Source organism: Bradyrhizobium sp. USDA 4506 (assembly GCF_054058795.1).
In genome coordinates, this window is sequence record NZ_JBSSBM010000002.1 from 1968228 (window position 1) to 1989456 (window position 21229).

Consider the following 21229-nt stretch of genomic DNA (forward strand, 5'->3'; position numbering starts at 1 on the left):
TCCATGATGGCCGCACACACGATGGCGCCACCCTTCACAGCGCGCTGTCATCCTGGAGCTTTCAGATGCCCGATCCGATGGCCGGTCTGCCACCCCGTTTCCTGCGCACGCCCGAGGCCGCCCGCTATCTTGGCCTGTCTGGCCGAACACTGGAAAAGCACCGCACGTACGGTACAGGACCAACGTACCGGAAGATTGGTGGCCGTGTTGTCTACGCGGTAGATGACCTGAAGGCGTGGGCTGATCTCGGCGCCAAGACGTCGACGTCTGATCCCGGAAAGGGGACTGTGCTGCCGGCCAGGAAGCAGCCGATGCTGCGCCCGTATGCCGGCCAGGAACGCCGCTGATCGTCGCGAAAGAGCAGTCACCATGCGGCGCAAACACCATTCCGAGCGCGAGCAGCTTGAGCTGTTTCGGGCGCTACCCGGCGATCTTGCACCTCGCGACGCGCAGGATCTCATGGCTTATCCATTCTTCTCGCTCGCAAAAACGAAGCGCATCGTGCCGATCGATTTCCGCGCGGGCGCAATCGCTATTCGCGTTGAATCGGTGCCGGAACACGGCATGGCTACCATTTGGGATGCGGACGTACTGATCTGGGCTGCATCCCAGATCGTAGAAGCCCGTGACGCCGGCTTGAAGACGTCCCGCCTGATGGCTGCGACGCCTTACGAGATTCTGACGTTCGTCGGCCGCGGCACCAGCGCACGCGACTACGACCGGCTGAAGGCCGGTCTTGACAGACTTCAGTCAACGACCGTGCTGACGTCTATCCGCCAGCCGGCAGAGCGGCGACGGCATCGCTTCTCGTGGATCAACGAGTGGAAGGAAATGGCCGATGCAAATGGTCGTCCATTTGGACTCGAATTGATCCTGCCTGATTGGTTCTATGCCGGCGTAATCGACGACGCGCTCGTGCTGACTATTGATCGCGCTTATTTCGATCTGACGGGCGGACTTGAGCGGTGGCTTTACCGGCTCGTGCGCAAGCACGGCGGCCGGCAGGACGGCGGCTGGAGTTTCGATCTTGTACACCTCCATGCAAAGTCCGGCATCCTCTCGCCACTCAAGCACTTCGCTTACGACATCCGGCAGATCGTCCAGCGCCAGACATTGCCCGGCTATCAGCTCGTGCTCACGCGCGATCCTGATGGCACCGAGCGGCTGAACTTCGCCCCTCAGCCTGTTGATCCCTTAGCGGCACGCCTCCGCCGGCGCGGTCTCATTCCAAAAACGGAGGACAACCTGTGAATCAGCTCGTGCTATCGGGGACCGCAACCCTCGTGCTATCGGGGACCCAATCCTCGTGCTATCGGGGACCGAAATCGAGGCTAAGTGCTTGTTTCCCTGCGCATTCCAGCCGCTCTAACTTTACTAACCAGAAATCCTTCGGATTTCTTCTAACGGACCAGGCCGAAAGCCGCGATGGAGGCGACCTGCAGCCGCCGGCCGCCAGTCCTGTTTGGCTTTGCAAGCCGCACACGCTCTTCGCCGAACCCCGGGCTCACCGCTGCCAACTCCAGCGTCAGGGAGTCGCAGCATGAGCGATCTCACGGAAGTGGAAGTTCTGTGGCTCGAGAAGCGTATCGAAAATCGCATTCGGTTCGGTCGTGTTGTCGAGGAACGGAAGATTGATCGTCACCGGCGTGTCCTGTCATTTGCACCTGGCAGCATCTTTGCCTTCGTCCGTTGGACCTCGAATGACTTTGGCACGATCATTTCGCGGATCGACATCTTGCGCGCAGCCGCACCGGGACAGCGCTGCTCGACCGTGCCGTATGTGAAGCCCGGCGGAGAGATTTTGCTACGGCTCTCGGGCTGGCCGAAGGTCGAACGGGTGCTGCAGATGACCGATGCCGTTGAGGCGCTCGGCATCGATCCCGCCGACGTCGCTCCTGATCATTGGCATCACGTTCATAACCGTCTGTCCGTCAACGAAAACCCGCGCCTCTATACGAAGGCGCGCCACCAGGCCTGGCTGCATCGCCAAAGGGTGATGCGATGACAGTCCGCCTGAAGATGCTCATCGCGACGCTTGGGGCCGCAGCTGCGCTCGTCGCGACTATCGTCCTGGAGCCGCTTCCGCTCTACATTTGGAATGCATCGGCGAGCGTACCAATCGGTCTCTACAGCTTGCGGCCGACAAAGCGCTTCCATGTCACCGAGCTTGTTGCCGTTGAGCCGCCAGAGCCGCTTGCGACCTTTCTCGACCTGAACGGCTATCTGCCGGTCGGCGTCCGCATGCTCAAGCGGGTCTCGGCGCTTCCCGGGCAGACGGTCTGCAGGAGCGGGCTCACGATTTCGGTCGACGACATTGCAATGGGTGAGGCGCGGGACCGCGACGGGCGCGGTCGGCCACTGCCGAAGTGGGAGGGCTGCCGCGTGGTCGGCGACGGCGAGGTCTTTCTTATGAACTGGCAGTCGAACGATTCGCTGGATGGCCGGTACTTTGGGTTCCTGCCGTCGTCGGCCGTCATTGGCCGTGCGCTCCCGGTCTGGACGTGGGAGGAGTGATCGTGCGCGTTTCACGTGGTCGCCCCGCCATTCCTCTGTTCGATCGATTGTGGGACCATTCCTCCGTCCCGACCAACGCTTGCAAGGCCGGCGCGCGCAGGGGCGGTCTAGGGCGGCCGAACGGCCGGCGCGAAGCAGCTTTACCCTGGACGGGCGCGAGCACGGCGGCACGCTTGGCACTGTCGGTAGCGCGTGTTTGGGCAGTCGTGGGGCTCCTGTTCATCCTCGCTGCCTCGACTGCTTCGGCGCAAGACGGATCGGAAGTCAGAGCGATCCATCAGATGAGCAACCCGGCGATCTTCATCGACGAGGCCTCGCAACGTTTTGCGATTCCGGTGCCGTGGATCGACACAGTGCTCAACATTGAGAGTGCTGGAGACGCGCACGCCAGATCACCTAAAGGCGCGATGGGCCTGATGCAGATCATGCCGACGACCTGGGACGAACTGCGCCGGCGCTACAATCTGGGCAACGATCCGTTCAATCCGCGCGACAACATTCTGGCAGGTACCGCATACCTGCACGAATTGCTCGATCGCTATGGTTCGCCTGGTTTGTTTGCCGCGTACAACGCAGGGCCATCTCGCTACGAAGAGCATCTCGCGGGTGCCTCTTTGCCAGATGAGACGAGAGCATACGTGGCAAAGCTTGCAAATCTGCTTGGCATCGAACTGCCGCCGAGGTGGACGTCCAGCGGACAGTCATCAGCAACTCCGACGCTATTCGTCACGCGATCCGATCCCATGAAAACGCGCGATCGATTGTTCGCGCTCAGGCCGTCGGGCGGTGTCACGACCGCAATTTCGGCGCCCGATGTTTCGCACATCGTTCCCCGGCCAATTGGCATGTTCGTCCCTCGATCGGATTCGGGAGCATCGCAATGACCAGGTGTGCGGGTTCGCAAGCTGATGGCGTATGGGCGATGCCTTCGGCCCGCGCTCTACTCGTCGCTTCGCTCCTCACCGAGCTACCCTTCGGGTGTCTCGGCCCTTCGGGTAACGATCGCTATCGCAAGCGCTCGGAAGCAGTGGGGACTTCGCGAGTTGGCTGCCAGGTCGCGGCGGCTCTTTCGGGAATCGGCGACCGGGAGACCACGACGGAAGGACGGCGAGATAAAAGGGGCTCGCCGGTCGAACCGCAAGCCATTGGCATGGCTTGGGTTCTGGCGTGCCGGTCGGTCGGGGCGCGTGCCGCGCCTTGCATTTTGACGAATATAATCAAAGGCGTTTTCGGCACTGTGTGCGATTTTGATCGCCAGGAGGCCCTGCCGTGAGCGTGGGCGACAGCGACCTGCGTATCCGGCCTGGGCGTATCCGCAGTACCCGCGCGCCCAAGCAAAAGAGCTTCATCAACCAGGTGCTACGTGCCGCGAAGAAAGCAGGACACACCTCGGGGCAGGCCGCGGCTGGCAGGCGTTCTGCGGCCTATGGGCGCTCGACGTTTGGCCGCGGCCGGCTGGCCTTTAGCCGCGCCAGATTGTTCAGCCCGACGCGGCGCGTTGTGGTGAAGGCGCGCGTGGTTCGTCATAAAGGGCGAGCCTTCCGTTCAGCACCACTGACCACCCACCTCTCATACCTGAAACGTGACGGCGTGACCCGGAGTGGTGAGCGGTCCGAGATGTTCGATGCCGGCGGCGACCGCGCCGATAGCGCGGCTTTCGCAGAACGGTGCAAGGACGACCGGCATCATTTCAGGTTCATCGTCTCGCCGGAGGACGCGGGGGAGATGACTGACCTCAAGGCCTTCACCCGCGACCTCGCCAGGCAGATGGAGACCGACCTCGGCACGCGGCTCGATTGGGTAGCTGTCGACCACTGGAACACGGACAACCCTCACGTCCACCTTCTCGTTCGGGGCGTCGACCAAGATGGTGCTGATCTCGTGATTTCCCGCGACTACATCAGCCAGGGCTTGCGCTCACGCGCCGAGGAACTGGTCGCGATCGAACTGGGTCCAAAGCCGGAGCACGAGATCCACAATTCGCTGGAAAGGGAAGTCGCGGCGGAGCGATGGACGCGGCTCGATCGGGAGATCCGGCTGGCGGCAGATGAGACCGGTTCTATTGATCTTCGCCCGGAGATTCCCGGCCAGTCCGATCCCGAGATCCGGCGCCTGATGATCGGTCGCCTTCAACACCTGGAGAAGATGGGCCTCGCGGCATCCGCCGCATCAGGGGAATGGATGGTGGGCCTCGAGGCCGAACGTAGCTTGCGCGATCTGGGCATGCGCGGCGACATCATCAAGACAATGCACCGCGCCTTTACCGAGCGCGGGGAAGCGCGCGGCGTGGCCGACTTCGTCGTCGAAGGTGGACAGCCGACGTCGCAGATTATCGGACGGCTGGTCGACCGGGGATTGCATGATGAACTGACCGGCGAGGCCTACGCCCTGATCGACGGGACAGACGGACGCGCGCACCACGTGCGCTTCCGAGGGCTCGAGGCTTTCGACCACGCACCGCCGATCGGCGGAATCGTCGAAGTGCGACGCTTCGGTCAGGCCGGAGACCCGCGGCAGACCGTGGTGCTGGCGACCCGTTCCGATCTCGATCTCGGTGGGCAGGTCACGGCAAAAGGGGCCACCTGGCTCGACCACAGGCTGGTCGAACGCGATCCCACGCCGCTCGCCATGGGCGGCTTCGGCCGCGAGACTCGCGACGCCATGGAAGCCCGCGCCGAGCACCTGATCCAGGCGGGTCTGGCGCGGCGGCAGGGCCAACGCATCATCCTGCGGCGCGACCTCCTGAACACGTTGCGACGGCGCGAGCTGGACGAGGTGGCAACGAAGGTCTCGGCCGGCACCGGCCTCCGTTACGTGAAGCCTGACTCCGGGGAGCATGTGGCGGGCACATATCGCGAGCGGCTGACGCTTACCTCGGGACGCTTCGCCATGATCGACAATGGGCTCGGCTTCCAGCTCGTGCCCTGGTCGCGCGAGCTCGAGAAGAGGCTCGGCCAACACGTCACCGGCGTCGTGAGGGACGGCGGTGGCATCGAATGGGGCTTTGGTCGGAAGCGCGACCTCGGCCTCTAGCTATCTCACCGATTCAAATACGGAAGGGCGTTAGCGATGTCCGGAACCAAAATCCTCTGGGGACAGGTGATCGTCGTCGGCCTGATCGTCTTCCTGGCCATCTGGGGAGCAACCGAGTGGACGGCCTGGCGGCTCGCCTGGCAGCCGGAGCTTGGGCGGCCCTGGTTCGAGCTGTTGGGTTTCAAGATCTATTACCCGCCCATCTTCTTCTGGTGGTGGTTCGTTTACGACGCCTATGCGCCGCAGGTCTTCGTTGAGGGTGCGTTCATCGCTGCATCTGGGACCGTCGTTTCGATCGCGGCGGCGATCGGCATGTCGGTCTGGCGGGCGCGCGAGGCCAAAAACGTCGAGACCTATGGCTCAGCGCGCTGGGCGGATGCGCAAGAGGCCAGAGCGGCCGGACTTCTCGGTCAGGATGGGGTGGTGCTCGGCAAGCTCGACCGCGACTACCTCCGCCATGACGGACCAGAGCACATCTTGTGTTTCGCACCAACCCGATCCGGCAAGGGCGTGGGTCTTGTCGTCCCTTCGCTGCTGGCCTGGCCTGGCTCGGCCATCGTTCACGACATCAAGGGCGAGAACTGGCAACTGACCGCGGGCTTTCGCTCGCGGCATGGCCGCGTCCTGTTGTTCGACCCCACCAACTCGAAGTCGTCGGCCTACAATCCGCTGCTCGAAGTCCGGCGCGGGGAATGGGAGGTTCGCGACGTCCAGAATGTGGCCGACGTCCTGGTCGACCCTGAGGGTTCGCTCGACAAGCGGAACCACTGGGAGAAGACCAGTCATTCGCTCCTGGTCGGCGCCATACTCCACGTTCTCTATGCCGAGGCAGACAAGACCCTGGCCGGCGTCGCCGCCTTCCTCTCCGATCCGAAGCAGCCGATCGAGACTACGCTGAAGGCTATGATGACCACGCCGCACCTTGGCGAGCAGGGCGCTCATCCCGTGGTCGCCTCGACCGCGCGCGAACTCCTCAATAAGTCCGATAACGAACGCTCCGGCGTCCTGTCCACCGCGATGTCGTTCCTCGGACTTTACCGCGATCCCGTCGTGGCCCAGGTGACCTGTCGCTGCGACTGGCGGATTGCCGATCTTATCGCAGATAGCCGCCCGAACACGCTTTACCTCGTGGTGCCACCGTCGGATATTTCTCGGACCAAGCCGTTGATCCGTCTGGTGCTGAACCAGATCGGCCGGCGCCTGACCGAGGATCTGCACGCCCGTGACCGCCGGCATCGCGTCCTGATGATGCTCGATGAATTCCCGGCCCTGGGCCGGCTTGATTTCTTCGAGTCCGCGCTCGCCTTCATGGCGGGGTACGGCATTAAGAGTTTCTTGATCGCGCAATCGCTCAATCAGATCGAAAAGGCCTATGGGCCCAACAACGCCATCCTCGACAATTGTCACGTCCGGGTCAGCTTTGCGACCAATGACGAGCGGACGGCGAAGCGTGTGTCCGACGCGCTCGGTACGGCGACCGAGATGAAGGCCATGAAGAACTATGCCGGTCACAGGTTGAACCCCTGGCTGGGTCACCTGATGGTCTCGCGCCAGGAGACGGCAAGGCCACTCTTGACCCCGGGCGAGGTCATGCAGCTTTCGCCGATGGACGAGATTGTCATGGTGGCGGGCGCGCCGCCGATCCGGGCGAAGAAGGCCCGCTACTACGAGGATCGGCGGTTCACGGAGCGCGTTCTGCCGCCGCCCGATCCGGCGAGCGCCGGCCGATCGTCGCGAACGGACGGATGGTCAGCGCTCGGACCGTTGGATCCGACGGCAGGTCCAACTGACAAAGCTGCGGAGGCCGAGGAGGACACGGCGAATAGCGGACTCCGTCGCGAGCCCGAACTCCCCGATCACGTCGCGATCGTCAAGGAAACAAACGAGCCGACGCCGGTCGAGGAATTTGCCGCCGTACTTGACGACGACGAGGACGTGGTCCGCCGGTCTCGACTTATGCGTCAGCAGATGCGTGGCGTTGCGCGTCAGGTCGCCATGGACCCGAATGACGGTATGGAGCTTTGAGGCAATATGCGCGACCGGATGAACGTCTACTTCCCGCCAGAGCTTCTGAAACAGATCTCGGAGCTCGCCGATCGCAAGAAGCTTTCCCGGTCTGCCATCGTGGAAGCGGCTGTCGCTTCGTTTTTGTCACCGGACGGAGCGGACAGGTGGGAAGCAGCGTTTACCCGCCGCCTCGATCGGCTGTCGCGTCAGATGCAGAGGCTGGAGCGCGACGTTGGGTTGACGGCCGAGACCCTGGCCCTTTTCATTCGGTTCTGGCTGACGATCACGCCGCCGCTACCCAACGACGCGCAGGCGGCCGCGCAGGCCAAGGGGCGGGAGCGGTTTGAAGGATTTGTTGAGGCGCTCGGGCGCCGTTTGCAAAAGGGGCAAAGCTTTCTCCGCGAGATTCCAGAAGATATCCGCCGTCAGCAGCCGGGCAGCGAAACCTGACTGAGCGTCCTGGACATCGCACCGTCCCTTCTTATTCCACGCCAGCCTACGACCGCAACAATTTAGCCGAACTGACAAAAAGCTGGACGCGCTATCGGCTCGCACGAGCTGACAGCGAGAGGGCCCGGCATGCAAATCTCAAAAGGATGGAGTGGAATTGCGCGCGTTTTTCTCCCTTTTGCTGCTGGATACTATCTTTCGTACTTGTTTCGAACGATCAACGCCCTGATCGCCAGTCATCTCAGCTCGGATACCGGGCTTGGGACTGCCGACCTTGGGTTGCTCACTTCAGTCTATTTCCTTGTTTTCGCAACGGCTCAGATCCCCGTCGGCATATTGTTGGACCGATTTGGTCCGCGTCGCGTTCAAAGTGTCCTACTCTTGCTCGCGGCAGCGGGCGCCGGACTGTTCGCGGTATCGACCGGCTTCCTGTCACTCTTGATCGCGCGTGCGATGATCGGGCTTGGCGTGGCGGCGGCGCTGACGGCAGGTCTGAAATCCATCATCCTTTGGTTCCCCAGGGAACGCGTTGGCTTGCTGAACGGCTACATGGTCATGCTCGGCTCGCTAGGAGCGGTGACCGCTACTGCTCCCGTCGAACACCTGCTCGCCTGGATGGGCTGGCGGCAACTCTTTGAGGTCCTGGCGGCCGCCACCGGTGCGACGGCCATTCTCATCTATGTCGTGGTGCCTGAACGAGGCACTGTCCCATCAACAGCGCGCGCCACCCTTGGCTCCGTTTTCGGCGATCGGCGCTTCTGGCGCATTGCTCCGTTGTCGGCGACTTGCGTTGGATCGGCCTGGTCCCTGCAGGGATTGTGGGCATCGCCTTGGCTGACAGACGTAGAGGGGCTCGATCGCGCAAGTCTCGTCAGACAGCTGTTCATGATGTCGATCGCACTTAGTGGCGGTGCCTGGTTGTTCGGAATGGCGGTCCATTACGTCAAGCGAAGAGGAGTCGGGGCTGAGACGGTATTGGCGCTGGTTGCAGTGCTGTTCATCGCAGCCGAGTCGGTCTTGATCCTGCGAGCGCCTCTGCCGTCCATCTTCCCCTGGTCCGTTGTCGCAATTGTCGGAACGGCAACAGTGGTCAGCTTCGCGGTGATAGCGGATTATTTTCCGCCGGAGCTTGCTGGTCGCGCCAATGGCGCTTTAAACGTCTTGCACTTTGGTTGGGCATTTCTGGCACAATACGCGACAGGCCTGATCCTGGAGCAATGGCACACGAACGATGGCCATAGGTCCGTCCAGCGCCTATCAGGTCGCGTTCGGCCTCAACGTAGCGCTGCAGATCGCAGCGTTGGTCTGGTTCGCGCTGCCTTGGCGTAGAGTCTTCGCTTCATGGATGAGTTCAACTTCCCGCTCCATGCCAGCCTCCGTTTCCAATGATGTCGAGTCGGTCGGCTTGTACGAGAGTTCGCCCATCCTGGTGCCCGCGGACGACGGCGCGGAGTGGTGAGCGATAGCTCTTAGCGAACCGGTACGATGAGTAGGCGTCCAATATCAGTTCTCAGTCTTCCTTTTTCTACGCCAGTCTACGATCACCGAAAGCGCTTGTTGCGCCAACTCCATAGGTGCTTTTTCTAATCGTCCCCATCTGAGGGCCCTTTGCGGACGCTCTCACTGGGTGGGGACGACGGTGGCAATCCATTCCTTTCAATCGGAAGCGAATTCGCGTGGTGCGCGAATGCTGCGCAGCGCGCTTGGGGCAGCGATTGCCGGTTATCTCGAAGACGAAGCGGTCATCGAGGTGATGCTCAACCCGGATGGGCGGTTGTGGATCGACCGGTTGTCGAATGGCCTGATCGACACAGGTGAAACTCTGTCCGCAGCGGATGGTGAGCGCATTGTTCGCCTGGTAGCGCACCACGTAGGCGCCGAAGTGCATGCCGGCGCACCACGGGTCTCGGCCGAACTCCCAGGGACCGGCGAGCGCTTCGAAGGTCTCTTGCCTCCGGTCGTTGCAGCGCCGGCCTTTGCTATCCGCAAACCCGCCGTCGCCGTGTTTACGCTCGACGACTACGTCGCCAGGGAGATCATGACCTCGGAGCAGGCCAGGATCCTGAAGAACGCGGTCGCCGCACGGAAGAACATTCTGGTCGCTGGTGGGACATCGACCGGCAAGACAACATTGACGAATGCGCTCCTGGCCGAGGTGGCAAAGAGCTCCGATCGGGTCGTGCTGATCGAAGATACGCGCGAACTTCAGTGCAAGGCGCCCAATCTTGTAGCGCTCCGGACCAAAGACGGCGTGGCCACGCTATCGGACCTCGTTCGGTCCTCGCTGCGACTGCGTCCTGACCGCATTCCGGTCGGCGAAGTTCGCGGTGCAGAAGCACTCGATCTGCTCAAGGCCTGGGGCACCGGCCACCCCGGTGGCATCGGCACCATTCACGCGGGTACCGCGCTCGGTGCGCTGCGGCGGCTCGAGCAGCTCATCCAGGAAGCCGTCATCACGGTTCCGCGCGCCCTGATCGCCGAGACCATCAACCTCGTTGCTGTGCTTGCGGGGCGCGGCGCTGACCGTCGCCTCGCTGAGCTCGCCTTCGTCACCGGGCTCGCGGCCGCCGGCGACTACAACCTTTCATCAGCAGGAGACTGACATGCGTCAGCAATTTCGCTTTCTTCGAGGTGCATCGTTGGCTGCCTTCGGCGCGGTGCTTGTGGCAGCCCCGCCGGCATGGGCGGCTGGCTCGAACATGCCATGGGAGCAGCCGCTCAATCAGATCCTGCAATCGGTGGAAGGGCCGGTCGCCAAGATCATCGCCGTCATCATCATCGTCGTAACAGGGCTCACGCTCGCGTTCGGGGACTCGTCAGGTGGTTTCCGCAGGCTGATCCAGATCGTGTTCGGTCTGTCGATCGCGTTTGCCGCATCGAGCTTCTTCCTGTCGTTCTTCTCTTTCGGCGGCGGCGTGTTGATCTGATGGATGAACCGGTTGCAGGTTTTGTCGTGCCCGTTCACCGCGCGCTCACTGAGCCAATCCTGATGGGTGGCGCGCCGCGGTCGGTTGCGATCGTCAACGGCACGCTTGCGGCGGCCCTTGGGCTCGGACTTCGGCTCTGGATCGCGGGTCTTGTCCTCTGGTTCATCGGCCACCTGGCCGCCGTCTGGGCCGCCAGGCGGGATCCCGCCTTCGTCGATGTGGTGCGCCGACATTTGCGCATTCCCGGCCATCTCAACCTTTGAGTTCTCGGTCATGATGAACCTTGCCGAATATCGTCATTCCAGCGCGCGTCTCGCCGACTTCCTGCCCTGGGCAGCCCTCGTCGACGAGGGAATCATCCTGAACAAGGACGGCTCGTTCCAGCGGACAGCAAAGTTCCGAGGACCCGACCTGGATAGCGCAGTGCCGGCTGAACTCGTGGCTGTCGCCGGTCGTTTGAACAATGCCTTGCGTCGCCTGGGATCCGGCTGGGCCGTTTTCGTTGAGGCGCAGCGTCATTCTGCGGGCGCTTATCCGCCCAACAGCTTTCCGGATGTCGCGTCGGCGCTGGTCGACGCCGAGCGCCGAGCGCAGTTCGAGGAGGCTGGCGCTCATTTTGAGTCCAGCTATTTCCTGACGTTCCTCTATCTGCCGCCAGAGGAGGGGGCTGCCCAGGCAGAGCGACTGCTCTACGAGGGACGCGATCGGACCGTTGGAGCGGACGCGCGCGAGGTTCTCCGCGGATTTATCGACCGAACCAACCGTGTGCTGCAGCTGGTCGAAGGGTTCATGCCAGAATGCGCCTGGCTCGATGATCAGGAGACGCTGACTTACCTGCACTCGACGATCTCGACCAGGCGTCATCGCGTTCGGGTGCCCGAGATTCCCATGTACATCGATGCGCTGTTGGCTGATCAGCCGCTGACCGGTGGGCTTGAGCCGATGCTGGGTTCAGCCAACGTGCGGGTTCTCACGATAGTGGGCTTTCCGGGGGCGACGACCCCGGGAATTCTGGATGACCTGAATCGCCTGGCGTTTTCATATCGGTGGTCGACCCGCGCGATCATGCTCGACAAGACCGATGCCACCAAGCTGTTGACCAAAATCCGCCGCCAGTGGTTCGCGAAGAGAAAATCCATCGGCGTCATTCTCAAGGAGGTCATGACCAACGAGGCATCGACGCTGCTCGATACCGACGCTCACAACAAGGCGATAGATGCCGACGCGGCTTTGCAGGAACTGGGGTCGGATCAGATCGGGCAAGCCTTTGTCACGGCGACCGTTACCGTCTGGGATCGCGATCCCGATGCTGCCGACGAGAAGTTACGGCTGGTCGAGAAGGTCATTCAGGGCCGCGATTTCACCTGCATGATCGAGACGGTGAACGCCGTTGAAGCCTGGCTCGGCAGTGTGCCCGGGCACGTCTACGCCAACGTGCGGCAGCCACCGGTGTCGACCCTCAACCTCGCCCATATGGTTCCGATGTCGGCCGTATGGGCGGGTGAGGCGAGGGATCTGCACTTCAAGGGGCCGCCACTCCTGTTCGGCAAGACCGAGGGATCGACGCCCTTCCGATTCTCGCTCCATGTCGGCGACGTCGGCCATACTCTCGTGGTGGGACCGACGGGTGCTGGCAAGTCGGTATTGCTCGCACTGATGGCGTTGCAATTCAGGCGTTATCCCGACGCCCAAATCTTTGCGTTCGACTTCGGTGGTTCGATCCGGGCGGCCGCGCTCGCCATGGGTGGTGACTGGCATGACCTCGGCGGTGCCTTGTCCGACGGAGACGATAAACCCGTAGCGTTGCAGCCGCTGGCCTGGATCGATGATCCTTCGGAGCGCGGATGGGCCACCGAATGGCTCGGCGCGATCCTGGCACGGGAAAAGATCGAAATCACCCCGGAGGTCAAGGATCATCTGTGGTCGGCGCTGACGTCTCTCGCGTCGGCGCCAATTCAGGAACGTACCCTCACGGGCCTGTCTGTCCTGCTCCAATCGAACCCTCTGAAACGCGCCTTGCAACCCTATTGCCTCGACGGTCCATCCGGGCGCCTGCTCGATGCCGAGTTCGAGCGCCTCGGCGAGGCCTCGGTCCAGGCGTTTGAGACCGAAGGATTGATTGGAACGAGCGCGGCGCCGGCCGTGCTGGCGTATTTGTTCCATCGCATCGCGGACCGCCTCGACGGCCGGCCGACGCTCCTTATTGTCGATGAAGGTTGGCTTGCCCTCGACGACGAGGATTTTGCCGGCCAGCTGCGCGAATGGCTGAAGACGCTTCGGAAGAAGAACGCATCCATCATCTTCGCGACCCAATCGCTTTCAGACATCGACGGCTCCGCAATCGCGCCAGCAATCATCGAAAGTTGCCCGACCCGCCTATTGTTGCCGAACGAACGGGCGATTGAACCGCAGATCACCGCCATCTACCGCCGCTTCGGCCTCAATGACCGCCAGATCGAGCTTCTGAGCCGGGCAACGCCAAAGCGGGACTACTATTGCCAGTCCCGTCGCGGCAACCGGATGTTCGAACTCGGCCTCGGCGAGGTCGCGCTCGCATTCACCGCGGCCTCTTCCAAGACAGACCAGGCGGCCATCACGCAGCTCCTGGCCGAGCATGGACCTGATGGCTTCGTGCCCGCCTGGCTTCAGCACCGTGGTGTCGCCTGGGCCACCGACCTGATCCCCAATCTCGTCAATCTGGAGAAATCGCTATGAAGCGACTTGGCTTGTTGGCGGCCGCTGGCACCGTCGCGCTGATGCTCGGCGTCACGGTGCCAGCGCGAGCACAGTGGATCGTCTTCGATCCCAATAACTACGTCCAGAACGTCCTGACTGCCGCGCGGGAACTTCAGCAGATCAACAATCAGATCACCTCGTTGCAGAACGAGGCGCAGATGCTGATCAATCAGGCGAAGAACCTGGCAAGCCTGCCGTACTCGTCGCTGCAGCAACTGCAATCCTCGCTCCAGCGCACTCAGCAATTGCTGGCCCAGGCCCAGCGTATCGCCTACGACGTCCAGCAGATCGATCGCGCGTTTTCGACGAGCTATGCGCCGGCCACTGGTAGCCAATCGAGTCAGTTGCTGGTCGCCAACGCTCAATCGCGATGGCAAAATTCCTATGCCGCGACGCAAGATGCGCTGCGCGTTCAGGCGGGTATCGTTGGCAACCTCGACACCAACCGCATCCAGACGTCCGCGCTCGTAACGTCTAGCCAAGGCGCCAGCGGCGCTCTGCAAGCAACTCAGGCCGGCAATCAGATTCTTGCGCTGAACGCGCAGCAGCTCGCCGACCTCACCGCTGTCGTGACGGCGCAAGGTCGGGCGCAGAGTCTTGAAGCGGCTCAGCGCGCCTCGGCCCAGGAGCAGGGACGAGAACAGCTTCGGCGCTTCCTGACACCGGGGCAGGGCTATCAATCATCCAATGTGCAGATGTTCCACCAATGACCGACATAAGGGCATTCAAGGCGTTGTCGCTGCTTACGACAATCGGCCTGGTGGCCGTCGCTGCCTGCAGGATTCAGCTGCGTGGCGGAAACGATTCTCCGCCGGCACCGAATGCGGAGCAGAGGACCGATGCAGTCAGCTCCGACCTCGCACACTGCCGGAGCGTCACTCCGGAGGAGACGGCAGGCTATCGCCATTGCCAGCAGGTTTGGGCCGAAAACCGGCGTCGCTTCTTCGGCAAGAAAGATGGCGCCGCAGCTCCCGGCCACGATGACGCAGCCAGTTCGATAACCGCCCCCAAGGATCAAAGCCGGATCCCGCAGGGATATCCGAACCTGGTGGCACCTGAGGCGAGCAAGCCATGACTGGTACCGGGATCATTGACCAGTTTCTCGAAACCTTCACGCGTTATATCGACAACGGATTCGGGCTGCTGGGTAGCGACGTCGGATATGTAGCGACAACCCTTGCGGCGATCGACATTACGCTTGCTGCGTTGTTCTGGAGTTGGGGGCCGGACGAAGACATCATCGCGCGTCTCGTCAAGAAGACGCTGTTTGTAGGCGTTTTTGCCTGGCTCATCGGTAATTGGAACAGTCTAGCACGCATCGTCTTCGAGAGCTTTGCCGGTCTTGGACTGAAGGCATCTGGCGCAAGTCTCTCCGCGTCGGACTTCCTGCGGCCGGGAAAGATCGCCCAAGTCGGACTTGACGCCGGCCGACCGTTGCTCGACTCGATCTCCAACCTGATGGGCTACATCAGCTTCTTCGAGAATTTCGTCCAGATCGTCGTTCTCTTGTTCGCCTGGGTCGTGGTGTTGCTTGCCTTCTTCATTCTGGCGATCCAGCTCTTTGTCACCCTGATTGAATTCAAGCTCACGACGCTGGCCGGGTTCGTGCTCATTCCCTTTGGCCTGTTTGGCAAGACCGCCTTCGCGGCAGAGCGGGTCTTGGGCAACGTCGTCTCCTCAGGGATCAAAGTCCTCGTCCTGGCCGTCATCGTCGGCATCGGCTCGACCCTGTTCTCGCAGTTCACCGCTGGCTTTGGTGGCAATCAGCCGACCATCGAAGACGCAATGTCACTGGTGCTTGCCGCGCTCTCCTTGCTGGGCCTCGGTATCTTCGGTCCGGGTATCGCAAACGGCCTGGTGTCGGGCGGACCCCAGCTCGGCGCCGGTGCCGCGATTGGAACAGGCCTTGCTGCCGGCGGCATTGTTGCGGCAGGCGCAGGTCTTGCCGCCGGCGGTGCTGGTCTCGCAGGCGGCGCGATTGCAGGCGCCGCGCGCGGTGGCGGCGCTGCCACAAGCGGAGCATCAGCCGCCTATCGGAGCGGCGGCCTTGCTGGCGTCGCGGAGGCTAGCGCTTCGGCCGCCATGAGTCCTTTGCGCCGAGCATCGGCTGCCTTCGGAGGTCGGCAAGCGGGCGAGCAGGCCGCGAGCGCCTCGGCCGAAGGGCAGCCTGATTGGGCGCGCCGCATGAAGCGTGCTCAGACCATTCGGCACGGTGCCTCGGCTGCTGGCCACGCCGTCCGCTCGGGCGATCATGGTGGCAGCGGCTCCTCCGTCGACTTGTCCGAAGGAGAGCGCTGAGACACACCACTGCACCTCTGCCGCACAGCAGCGCCTCAAACCCTTCCATCGCACGACTCGAAACCGATCACTCGATACCAGGGGCAACCATCGATGTTCAAACGAACTTCCGTTCATTACGGGCGTATGCCCGAGCCGGTCACACCGTATCAGAAAGCAGCGCAAGTTTGGGACGAGCGCATTGGATCAGCGCGTGTGCAAGCCAAAAACTGGCGCTTGATGGCGTTCGGCTGCTTGATGCTGTCAGCCGGTCTCGCAGGTAGCCTGGTCTGGCAGTCGAATCAAGGATCGATCACGCCCTGGGTGGTCGAAGTCGACCATCTTGGCCAGGCCCAAAGGGTTGCGCCGGCCAACATCGACTATCAACCCACTGATGCGCAGATCGCCTACCATCTGGCGCGCTTTATTGAGGATGTCAGAGGTCTACCGGCCGACGGCATCGTTCTGCGCCAAAATTGGCTCCGGGCCTATGATTTTACGACCGATCGCGGCGCCGCTGCGCTCAACGACTATGCGCGCAACAACGACCCCTTTGCAAAGTTAGGCAAGGCGCAAGTCTCCGTGGACGTCTCAAGCGTCATCCGCGCGTCTTCAGAAAGCTTTCGCGTCGCGTGGACCCAGCGTGTCTACGACAACGGCGCGTTGAGCTCGACCGAGCGCTGGACTGCAATTCTCTCGATCGTGATCGAGACCCCCCGCGATGCAGAACGCCTGCGTAAGAATCCCCTTGGCGTCTATGTCCGCGCCATCAACTGGTCAAAGGAGTTGAGTCAGTGACCAAGACGCCGTCTGACGTTCATTCGAAACGTTTCATCCAGCGAAGCAGGCTCAATCGGGCTTGGTCGGAGTGCGCCAATTCGAAGCGAGCAGTTCTGTTTGCTCTCCTGCTTTGTTCGTCGGCGCTCGGCGGGTGCGCGACCTACGTGCCGCCGGAGATCAGCTATGACGCGGAGGTCCCGCCGCTGCCGGCGGCTGCAGCGGCGCCGGACGACCGGCCGCTTCACGTTCCACCGCTTTGGAAGCCAACTCTCGGCGGCAAGTTGGCCGGGAAGGAAGAGCCCGAACCCGTGAGCCGGGTTGAGACGGCAAACAGTGTGGCGCGGGTCGAACCGCGCAAGCGGGGGTATTTCAATGCGGCGCAGATCTACGCTTACAGCCCCGGTGCGCTCTATCAGGTTTATGCCGCACCCGGGCAGATCACGGATATCGCACTCGAGGAAGGAGAGCAGTTGACGGGATCGGGGCCCATCGCGGCCGGAGATACCGTACGCTGGGTCGTGGGCGATACCGAGAGCGGGAACGGCGACACGCGCCGCGTCCATATCCTGGTTAAGCCAACCCGCGCATCGATCGAGACCAATCTCGTCGTAAATACCGACCGGCGCACCTACCTGATCGAGCTGCGCTCCCGCGAACGGCCGTACATGCCGTCTGTTGCCTGGTACTATCCGGAAACAGTGCGTGAACGATCCCGTTCAGTCGCTCTGAAGCCCGTTCTTCCGGATCCGGCGCGGCGCATCTCCCGCTATGCCATCGAAGGGGACAGTCCTCCATGGCGGCCGCTCACCGCATATGACGATGGCCGCAAGGTCTATGTCGAATTCCCGCGCGGGATCGTGCAAGGGGAGATGCCTCCGCTCTTTGTCATCGGCCCGGACGGCAAGACCGAACTCGTCAACTACCGCGCCTACGGCAACGTGCTGATCGTCGATCGACTGTTTGCAGCCGCCGAACTCCGGCTCGGCGGTGAGCACCAGCAGAAGGTCAGGATTGTCAGGACTGACGGGAGGCCGTCGTCATGAACATTCGGAATGAAAACGATCACGAGCAAGCTTTTCCACCGGAGACATTAGTGGAGCAGTCCGAGAACTTCCGCTTGAGAGCAGAGCACCCGCGCGTGACGCGGTTGTCGCGGAAGGTTTTGGCCGGCGGGAGCGCGGTTGCCCTGCTTGTCGTCGGCGGAGCGGTGCTGTGGTCGCTGCAGAACAATCGCTCCCGCAATCAAGCTGCCGATGAGCTTTACAGTACCGACCACCACAATGTTGCCGACGGTATTACGACGCTGCCGAAGGACTATGCTGGCGTTCCGCGCCAGCCAATTCCGCAGCTTGGTCCGCCGCTCCCCGGGGACCTCGGTCGACCGATACTTGCCGCTCAAGGCCAGTCGCCGCCGATCGGCACTGATCCGGACCAGCAGCGCCGGGATCAAGAGACCGAGGCAGCCCGCATCAGCCATTTGTTTGCTGCGACCAATGGAGGAGCGCGTCCGCCCACCGCCGCGGCGGTTGGAAGCGACCGCGTCGCGTCACCGAACGCAACGAGCACTGGCGACGATGGGTCCGCGCAAAACGGCCAGGACCGCAAGCTTGCCTTCGTGAACGCCCCTGTGGACCGTCGCACGGTAAGCCCTGACCGTGTCACCAGACCCGCTTCACCATACATCGTGCAGGCTGGGACGGTGATTCCAGGGGCGCTGATCACCGGGATCCGATCGGACCTGCCAGGCCAAATTGCGGCGCAGGGAGCGATAAAGGTCTTTCCCTGATGCCACACGTCTGGAGGCGAGAAGGGGCCAGCAAAAGAAATCTGGAAATCGTTCTTATCGGAGGGTGCGGCTACTGCGTTGGCGTTTACGGCTGTTGACAACGCGGCATTGCAAGGCTCGGCAAAGGGCTTTGCAACGACAGCCGACTGCGCCTGTTGCATAGCAAGCATCACGGGCGTTGGGCCGGCTTTTGCGTTTGCCAATAGCTTGGCGATAAAGATGCAATCCCAATAAGCGAAGTCCGATTTACCGTCCGGTTGTTCCCATATCCACTCGATACGCGTGGGTGATTGCTTGCCGTTTGGCGCAGGGCACCTGTCCAACAGTGATTGCGCGACGCGGTTTGAACCGTGCTCGCTCAAGTATGCGAAGAATGTGTTTGGCTTCGCGTTCTTGGCCAGTTCGCCGGCCGCTGCTTGCAAAATCGGGCTGTCGAGGCCCAGCCGTTGAAGTAGATGAATCTGAACCGCGACCTTGTGAATGGCGTAAGGCACCTTTGTGATTTTAGCCTGAACTGCGACTTGCTCCTGAACTGGATAGCCGGTGGTGAATCCTCCTGCAATCGGCCCGAGGGTTGGAAGAGCCGGAAGATTCAGCCCTGCCGGGAAAAGCGTTGGTGGAATTATGCAGCTGTCGGCTCTGGGAAGACCCGGCAAGTTTGGCAGTTTCGGCAAAGGAAGTCCGAAGGTTGGTAAATCCTTCAGGCAAAGATTTGGAGGGGTAGGAGGAAGTGGCAGCTTCCTGGCCTGCGCAACTACGTTTTCCGTAACCTTCCTGCCCAGGACGAAAGCTGGGGAGCTCGCTCCCCATTTCGATGGATCGGACATCAGTGTCTGGAGCTTGCCCTTCAAAGCAGCGTTGGTCGTGAGAGCTGCCGGAAGCGCCCCCATGACAGCGGGGAGCGCCCCGCCTAGAATTCCGGCTGAAAGGCCAAGTACACCCGTGGTCCCGCCATACGTCACGGCCATAACCAGATCACAGCCCAGCTTCCGACTTACCTCAATCGGATTTTCGTTGAAGTGACGTGCGAGATGTTCGAATGCGACGCATTCGTAAGGGAGGAAATTGCAGGCTGCCGTCTCGGTCGTGTCGGTACACCACTGGGGAAGTCCGGAGAACAGACAAGATCCGCCGTTTCCGGCAACCCAGCAGGGACGGCTCTTTTCGCCGATCCATTTCACCCACTTGTCAAAGGCGTTCTTGTCGTTCTTCTCGATGAGATAAAGAAAGACACTCCAGGTTTGCTCCTCGCTCATCGAGGCCAGCGGACCTCCGTGCGTTCGATCCTTGCCTATCAAGGATGGCGCGCGCCACCATTGACCGTCAGGACCCTGTGACCTCCGAACTGCTTCGCAGCCGTTGGCATCACCTGCCGAGCAAAGCAGGCCGTTGAACAAGCCCATATCGTTGGCATCGCATAGGAGTGGCTTGTCCGGATTAGATTTTCCAGGAAACGGCGCAATATTTGAACTGATGCAGTAGCGCGTTTGGGTCTGCCAGAATGCAACGCGATCATTGATCTGCGCCGCATAGCGCTCGGAGATCTGCGAAGCCACTTTCCCTGTAATCGATCCGAGCACATCGGTTGTGCAATTGCTGGCTTTCGTGACGCAGTCAGCTAGCGCCTTCATCAATTCACCAGGGTCCGCGAGGGCCGTTGCCACTTGCTTGGGATCCGGTGGGCATGGAATGCCTGTCTTCAGCTGGATACCATGACAAAGTGAAAGGCCCGGTGGCGTAATCGGCGGATTTGGCAGCTGGGGGCAGGCCACGCCGTTCGGCACCGGAAGGCCGTTGCAATCGTGCGTTCCTGGTGGCTGAACGGGTGGACGTATAGGCGGTTGAACAGGTGGCTGAATTGGTAACTGCGCCGGCGTGATTGGCGAAGCGTGGCGGGGGTCCAGATCAATCGCGACTGCGGGTGAGAACGTCGCAGTCGCTAGCGCCAGGCACGCCAGATAAATGAAGCTAAGTGTCTTCCACCAATAGAGCCTGCGCATGATGAGACCCTCGGAAAAATCAGGCGGTGCTAAAATCGGGAATACGATCAGGGAGCTTGGGCTCCTCTAGGGCTTGTAGTAAAGGCCCACGTCATCGGGTTTCACCCATGTCGCCGAGAGGGGGCAGCCCAAGAAGAACTTGTCGGGGCGATCGAGGAAGAAGCTTGCTGAGTTGGGAGCAACAAGATTACTCCACTGAAACTTGACGGTTTTGTTCTTTACGACGTCCTCGAATTCGTACTTCTGGGCGATGCCGGGAATGATCAGTACGACGTGGCCGGCGTGTCGCACTTCTCCGTCCAGACGCCCTAGCCGGGCTGCCACGACTGGTTTGCCCGCGTTGGCTTGCGCCTGTGCCTGATCAAGAGCAGCTTGATCAGTGGCTACTCCGATTTTTTTCCAGCCCATCGACGCTGCGGTATTTTCAAGCCCGCTGGCGATGTCATTGGCAAGCATATAGCTGTCGTTGCCGGTCTTGAAATCGGTGTTTCCAAACAGGAGTTCGAGCGCCCGTCCAAGGAACACATTGCAGGCGGTTCGATCGTCGATCCTGGTTTGACACTGGGCTAGTGAGCCGAGTTTCTGGATTGCAGCCTGTTCCTTCGCAGTCTGGGCCGGTCGGCCTGTGCGGGTTTCGCACTGGCTGACCGGTGAGGCACTGACGCACTGGATGGTAGCGATCAAAACTGCTGTTGCAGCAGATAATGTTTTAAACATCA

Annotated in this window: 19 protein-coding genes and 1 pseudogene; 19 read left to right on the forward strand and 1 reads right to left on the reverse strand. The window is 61.7% G+C overall.

Annotation, left to right across the window (positions count from 1 at the left end; translation table 11 throughout):
* Positions 1-65: 65 nt before the first annotated feature.
* The 19 genes and pseudogenes from ACVIHF_RS11365 to ACVIHF_RS11455 all read left to right on the forward strand — a co-directional run.
* Complete coding sequence (locus tag ACVIHF_RS11365) at positions 66-347, forward strand: helix-turn-helix transcriptional regulator (protein WP_212485963.1); 282 nt, start codon at positions 66-68, stop codon at positions 345-347.
* 22 nt (positions 348-369) lie between these two features.
* Positions 370-1251, forward strand: a complete 882-nt coding sequence (locus ACVIHF_RS11370; RefSeq protein WP_456792089.1) for a replication initiator protein A — start codon at positions 370-372, stop codon at positions 1249-1251.
* A 289-nt stretch (positions 1252-1540) separates the two neighbouring features.
* Positions 1541-2005 (forward strand): DUF2840 domain-containing protein, encoded by a 465-nt coding sequence (locus ACVIHF_RS11375; protein WP_456792090.1) that lies wholly within the window; start codon positions 1541-1543, stop codon positions 2003-2005.
* On the forward strand, positions 2002-2514 hold the full coding sequence (locus ACVIHF_RS11380; protein ID WP_456792091.1) for a S26 family signal peptidase: 513 nt from the start codon (positions 2002-2004) through the stop codon (positions 2512-2514). The genes ACVIHF_RS11375 and ACVIHF_RS11380 overlap by 4 nt, the downstream gene beginning before the upstream one ends.
* Positions 2515-2687: 173 nt before the next feature.
* On the forward strand, positions 2688-3398 hold the full coding sequence (locus ACVIHF_RS11385) for a lytic transglycosylase domain-containing protein (RefSeq protein WP_456792092.1): 711 nt from the start codon (positions 2688-2690) through the stop codon (positions 3396-3398).
* Between the two features lie 385 nt (positions 3399-3783).
* The gene (locus tag ACVIHF_RS11390; protein WP_456792093.1) at positions 3784-5547 is read left to right on the forward strand and encodes a relaxase/mobilization nuclease domain-containing protein; all 1764 of its coding nucleotides are present in this window, start codon (positions 3784-3786) and stop codon (positions 5545-5547) included.
* Between the two features lie 36 nt (positions 5548-5583).
* Complete coding sequence (locus ACVIHF_RS11395; RefSeq protein WP_456792094.1) at positions 5584-7572, forward strand: conjugal transfer protein TraG; 1989 nt, start codon at positions 5584-5586, stop codon at positions 7570-7572.
* Between the two features lie 6 nt (positions 7573-7578).
* Positions 7579-8004, forward strand: a complete 426-nt coding sequence (locus ACVIHF_RS11400) for a ribbon-helix-helix domain-containing protein (protein ID WP_456792095.1) — start codon at positions 7579-7581, stop codon at positions 8002-8004.
* Positions 8005-8133: 129 nt separating this feature from the next.
* Positions 8134-9333: an MFS transporter gene (locus ACVIHF_RS11405; protein ID WP_456792096.1), complete on the forward strand. Its 1200-nt coding sequence runs from the start codon at positions 8134-8136 to the stop codon at positions 9331-9333.
* Between the two features lie 358 nt (positions 9334-9691).
* A complete protein-coding gene (gene trbB, locus ACVIHF_RS11410; RefSeq protein ID WP_456794082.1) occupies positions 9692-10606 on the forward strand; it encodes a P-type conjugative transfer ATPase TrbB in 915 nt (304 codons plus the stop codon).
* 1 nt (position 10607) lies between these two features.
* Positions 10608-10931 (forward strand): TrbC/VirB2 family protein, encoded by a 324-nt coding sequence (locus ACVIHF_RS11415; RefSeq protein ID WP_456792097.1) that lies wholly within the window; start codon positions 10608-10610, stop codon positions 10929-10931.
* A complete protein-coding gene (locus ACVIHF_RS11420) occupies positions 10931-11194 on the forward strand; it encodes a VirB3 family type IV secretion system protein (protein ID WP_456792098.1) in 264 nt (87 codons plus the stop codon). Before ACVIHF_RS11415 ends, ACVIHF_RS11420 begins: the two co-directional genes overlap by 1 nt.
* A 10-nt stretch (positions 11195-11204) precedes the next feature.
* On the forward strand, positions 11205-13646 hold the full coding sequence (gene trbE / locus ACVIHF_RS11425; RefSeq protein ID WP_456792099.1) for a conjugal transfer protein TrbE: 2442 nt from the start codon (positions 11205-11207) through the stop codon (positions 13644-13646).
* Positions 13643-14377, forward strand: a complete 735-nt coding sequence (trbJ, locus tag ACVIHF_RS11430; RefSeq protein ID WP_456792100.1) for a P-type conjugative transfer protein TrbJ — start codon at positions 13643-13645, stop codon at positions 14375-14377. The genes trbE and trbJ overlap by 4 nt, the downstream gene beginning before the upstream one ends.
* A complete protein-coding gene (gene trbK-alt, locus ACVIHF_RS11435) occupies positions 14374-14742 on the forward strand; it encodes a putative entry exclusion protein TrbK-alt (RefSeq protein WP_456792101.1) in 369 nt (122 codons plus the stop codon). Before trbJ ends, trbK-alt begins: the two co-directional genes overlap by 4 nt.
* Entirely contained in the window at positions 14739-15965 is a 1227-nt protein-coding gene (gene trbL, locus ACVIHF_RS11440) for a P-type conjugative transfer protein TrbL (protein ID WP_456792102.1), read from the forward strand. The genes trbK-alt and trbL overlap by 4 nt, the downstream gene beginning before the upstream one ends.
* A 93-nt stretch (positions 15966-16058) precedes the next feature.
* Positions 16059-16742, forward strand: a complete 684-nt coding sequence (gene trbF / locus ACVIHF_RS11445) for a conjugal transfer protein TrbF (RefSeq protein ID WP_456792103.1) — start codon at positions 16059-16061, stop codon at positions 16740-16742.
* Positions 16739-17767, forward strand: coding sequence for a P-type conjugative transfer protein TrbG (trbG, locus tag ACVIHF_RS11450; RefSeq protein ID WP_456792104.1), 1029 nt, complete (start codon positions 16739-16741; stop codon positions 17765-17767). Before trbF ends, trbG begins: the two co-directional genes overlap by 4 nt.
* A pseudogene (locus ACVIHF_RS11455) lies at positions 17764-18504 on the forward strand (TrbI/VirB10 family protein); the annotation flags it as partial. The gene trbG and the pseudogene ACVIHF_RS11455, both read left to right, overlap by 4 nt.
* A gap of 2072 nt (positions 18505-20576) precedes the next feature.
* Here ACVIHF_RS11455 and ACVIHF_RS11460 read toward each other — a convergent pair.
* Complete coding sequence (locus tag ACVIHF_RS11460; RefSeq protein WP_456792105.1) at positions 20577-21227, reverse strand: hypothetical protein; 651 nt, start codon at positions 21225-21227, stop codon at positions 20577-20579.
* Between the last annotated feature and the right edge of the window lie 2 nt (positions 21228-21229).